Here is a 4715-nt window from a genome sequence, read left to right as displayed (position 1 = left end):
AAGTGGACTTGATGTGCGAATTGATTGCCTTGAAGTGCAAATTCGAGCAGATAACAGAGGAGGACTTGATTCGTGAATTGGTGGACTCGGATTGGATATTGATGGACCTGTGAGCGCGAAATAATCAATAGCCGGTGGGGCTCATTTTGTCTTTAAAAAAGAAACATCCCTCGACCATTTTTTTCTCAAAATCGGTCGAGGGATGTATTCATTTTAGGGGAGTTTTTTCCCAGCCCCACTAATTGCGCACCTCTAGGGGTCCTAGCTCACGTGTAAATCTCGCGTGAGCTTGCTACTAAGGTAATCCTTAGTAAATTGTACATATATATTTATTATCTTATTTTATCAACTTCTTTCTTCAAGAATCTATTTGCATATGTAAATGTCACTAGGTGAGTCATCGCCATAGATATACTGTATAAGAAGATTGCAATATAAGAAGATGTATTTAAGTATCTAGTAATCACAAATACAATAATTATCAATATTAAAGCAACAAAATCTATAATCATTTTTCCCTTTTGTCTTTCAATAACTTCATAAACTCTACTTGCAGGCGAAAAAATAAAATCTGCATATATTGATATTGTTAGAATTCTTATAAATACACCCGAGTCATACCAATTCTGACCAAATATAACTGAAACTATGTGAGGTCCCCAAATTGCTAATATTAACAATGGCAGTAATCCCAATATAGCCATTGTTTTAAATAATTTATTTGATAAAGACAATAGCTTCCTTGGATTTTCTTTTCCAATACTAGCAGCTTCAGCATAAAAGGCTTTTGTGACAGAATGCCCTACTAGCATCATTGGTAACTTTACTATGGTATTAGCAAAGCTATACCATCCAACTGTTTGAGCTCCGTAAAATGTCAAACTTAAAATGGGGAGATTGTTTTTTATTCTTAAAAAAATCATAGTAGGAGTTTGGTAAATTGGAAAATTTCTATATTTCTTCATACTCCAAAACATATTATTTAGATTTATGTTTGTAAATAAATATCTTTCTTTTGTTATGAGATCTTTTGCAAGTGAAATTATACCAGCGCTTTGTTTAACTATTGCTCCTATTAAAAGTCCACTAACCCCTAATCCCAAATATCCTAATCCAATTTTGGTTATATTGCCAGTTATACTTTGTCCAAGCTGAGTTTTTGAAATTAATAAAAAATTCTTTCTTCTATACATCCAATGAATTAGTATATTATATAATCCGATCATAAATACTCCCACTGATATGTAATACTTATATGGTGCTAATTTTCGAGCATTAAAAAAATCCAGTATCCAACTCCCCGATAAATATAACGTGATTGTCAATAGTATTACAAAAATAATTAAAATATTGAAGCTAAGCATTGTTACATTAATAGCTTCTTCATCCTTCTTAGGAATTGGTATCGCCATTTCGTACATCAATGATGGAAAAGATAGTATCATTAATACCGATGTAAGAATGGACATTAAGCCGTACTCTTCAGGGAGATATATTCTTGTTATAATAGGAGAGAATAATATATTTAATCCTTGAGCAAGCGTTGTACCACCAGATATAAGCAATATACTCTTCAAAAACTTTCTGCTTTCAAATTTACGTTTAATATCATTTAATATCACTTCGATATTTTTCATATTGATTCCTCACTTAAATTTATACCCTAACTCTGTAAGAGTAAATTTTACTTATACATCTAGATACTTCAAATAATCCGTTTCATTAATAATATCATTTAGTATATTTTTTTGCTCTGGAGTTAGTTCCTGTTCCCATTCATAATTCATGTTTCTAAAGTTACTATTAATTATATAATCTGATAGACGCTTATTAAATTTCATCTCAAAAAAATCAGCAATTTTAAGAAAATTGTATTCAGGATCTTTTACTAAATCTTCGTATCTAATCTCTAAGTACTGATCTCTATGGAGGGTCATAGTTTCTTCTTTTATCTTCATCAATTGAAATTTCCATAAATATACGCAATATACTAATACCGAATCAGAATATTTTTCAAAATCATCCTTCCATGTCTGTGGCCACGACTCAATCCATTCTTGTCTCATATTCCATTCATTATAATTGCTATTTACTATCATTTTATAATATTCATAAGCTACGGCCCTACCATCTCTAGTTAAATGTAAAAACTTTGCCGCCGGATCAACTTTAGTGAATTCATTAACTCTTGACCATTTTGAGTATTCACTAATAAATAGCTCTTTTCCTTGCCAACTGCATGAATTCTTTATAAGTTCACGAATGTTATCAATCTCATGCATAGAAATATCAGATTTATTAGGTGAATTAAATTGAGATATCTTTTTCTCCCAAAAGCTGTTGGTTTCTATTGGATGAGGAAGATATTTACTTATCCCATTAATTTTGTATAGTCTGTAACCAATTAGCGGGATATCATATATTTTATTAATTAAACTACTTAACTTTATTATGTTAAAATAATTATGATATTCGGATATCCATGCAAAATTTCCAGAGGAAACTAAAGCTTCAAAAACCCTGGACTTACCACTCCTTGGTGTTCCTATAATAAAACCTATTTTCATAGTTCTCAACCCTCCTTACACTATAATTACTAGTGCCTATACGTTGACATTTATTATTAAGTTGTCTAAACCTTCGAAATTTTCTTTGAGGTAACGTATGCTTTAAAAATATTTACGGTAAAATTGTAATTTGACAATTAATTCGTATCATTTAGCCTCCCACAACTCATAATATATTTCTATCTGTTATAGAGAAATAATCTGAATCAGGTACATGAATTCTAAATTAAAGATCAATATTATCGTTTTTTAATAAAAGCACATCAAATGAATTTGGTTTTGCTTTTATATAATTAATGGATTTTGTGCATCTATCATTTATTTCCAGATCACTCAATAAATTAGCTGTTTCGTAATTATTATAATAATTTTCGGTAAAATGGATTAAATTATCATAAAAATATTCATCCATTTGTTTGAAAAATTTTTTTCTACATCTTGTTTTTAGATCTCTAGTAATCTTAGAGTATACAACATCTTCACGATCAGTAACATAACGTAATTGCGGATCTGGTATCCAAAGTTTTAGTACCCTTATTGGTTTATGTTCTTCTAAATTCTTAATCTTGTTTATTTTCTTTTCTAGCATCCATGGTTTTGCTCTATCATCACTTTGATATATTTTATGAATTATATTAGATACATCATGGTATATATCATATTCTTTCATTTCAATAATATTAACTTGGTCACCAATATATTTTTCTACTTCATTGTAGATGTTGTAAGCTGTTGGCCAAAGAATTGCATAAAAAATCAAGCCAGTCTTATCAATAATATTTAGAAACTTATCATTCAATGATTCTATTTGGGAATAAGTCAATTTCTTATTTGTCGATGATTTTGAATTGTTTCCATCATTTTCTTTAAATAGATTCATTACTTCAACCCAGTATTCCATATCGTTTATTTTTTTTGCTAGTACAGCTCTCCCTTCAATTATTTTTCCTTGTTTTGATAAAACTACACTGTTACTATCTTGGTCTTCAATGTTTTCTTTGATGTCCTCATTAATAAATTCCGAATCATGACACAACAAAAAGCACTCCAAAATTATGTCCCAACCAAGGAATTCTCCATTTTGAAAATAGTTTGATAAAATTACAGGAACGGGAACCATAGTTTTATAATAGCTATGATTTATTCTTGACTTTTGGATTCCTTTAACAAAATGTTTTTTTTCATTATATAAAAGAATTTTTTCTAATTGTTTTTCTAATCCTACTTTTCTTATCATAGATTTAGAATAATCCTTAATTGTATTTATCAAACCATTGTAATAAATTTTTTTTCTAACTCGTAATAATAGTCTATCCTTAGGTATCGTCCAATAAGGTGGAGAGTAAACCAAGTCCCAATCCCAGTCACAGGAACCAATAATTCCAGATTTCTCTATTCTTTTAACATCTTCTAAATCCTTTGGTCTAGCTTCTCTAAGTTTTTTAGATAATAAAATTTCTAGTCTGAAGATTTTAAACCCATCAACAATCATATGATATTTTTCATCATTAATTAAATCCTCATTTTTTATACCAAAATACTCAAATCTTTCTTTGTTTATCGTATGACTATGGACTTCCTCTCCCAAAAATATTTTTTGCTTTGATATTTTACATTCTGGGAAATCATCTATTTTTGAAAGTATCTTCTCTTCTACTTGAGATGTAGTTATAAAATCAATGTCTTCATTCTCTCTAATTCCTGCTAAATGTAGAGGTACACTGCCTATTATACATATTTCATCTCTTTGAATTTCAAATTTATCCAACCAATATGCTAATTGTTCTTTACGATTGAAATTCAAACTTAGCTTTTTAGTATTTTTAATCATGTACTCTGGAATCTTATTTTTCATTTCTATTTCTACCTCCGATAAATTTTCAACATTTACTTCGCTATTAACTCTTTGCTAACCTTAAATAGAATTCTCAAGTTTCGCACCCTAATCAGACCTTGGAAAGCCTATCGGCTTAAGGTTAATCAACGAGATCAAACAGTGCTGTATGCCTGATTGGGCTGGTTTCCAGCTAAAATTTCTTTAAATGAAGTCGGTAATGTCTCAATTAATTGATCCAACAGCTTCGTTACCTGCTGTTCAGATAGTACAAATTCACCTTCTAACAGCTCCTTTAACGCATGCAATAAAAG

At 29.8% G+C, this 4715-nt stretch carries 3 protein-coding genes; all 3 read right to left on the bottom strand.

Translation table 11 applies throughout. The annotated features are described in order from the left end of the window. Positions 1-332 precede the first annotated feature (332 nt). Positions 333-1637 carry a lipopolysaccharide biosynthesis protein gene (locus tag ACYQ4S_RS10810; RefSeq protein WP_459771098.1) on the bottom strand — a complete coding sequence of 435 codons (1305 nt, stop codon included), beginning with the start codon at positions 1635-1637 and terminating at the stop codon, positions 333-335. Between the two features lie 51 nt (positions 1638-1688). Then, positions 1689-2567 (bottom strand): sulfotransferase, encoded by an 879-nt coding sequence (locus ACYQ4S_RS10805; protein WP_459771097.1) that lies wholly within the window; start codon positions 2565-2567, stop codon positions 1689-1691. Positions 2568-2793: 226 nt separating this feature from the next. After that, positions 2794-4422, bottom strand: a complete 1629-nt coding sequence (locus ACYQ4S_RS10800) for a hypothetical protein (RefSeq protein WP_459771095.1) — start codon at positions 4420-4422, stop codon at positions 2794-2796. Positions 4423-4715: the final 293 nt, after the last annotated feature.

The sequence above is a fragment of the Alkalibacterium sp. s-m-28 genome (assembly GCF_054658175.1).
Note: the sequence above shows the minus strand (reverse complement) of the source record. Positions and strands in the feature narration are given on the sequence as shown.

Excerpts from the sequence above, each read along its gene's own strand:
- ACYQ4S_RS10810 (WP_459771098.1), bottom strand. The coding sequence starts at position 1,637 with ATGAAAAATATCGAAGTGATATTAAATGATATTAAACGTAAATTTGAA.
- ACYQ4S_RS10805 (WP_459771097.1), bottom strand. The coding sequence starts at position 2,567 with ATGAAAATAGGTTTTATTATAGGAACACCAAGGAGTGGTAAGTCCAGG.
- ACYQ4S_RS10800 (WP_459771095.1), bottom strand. The coding sequence starts at position 4,422 with ATGAAAAATAAGATTCCAGAGTACATGATTAAAAATACTAAAAAGCTA.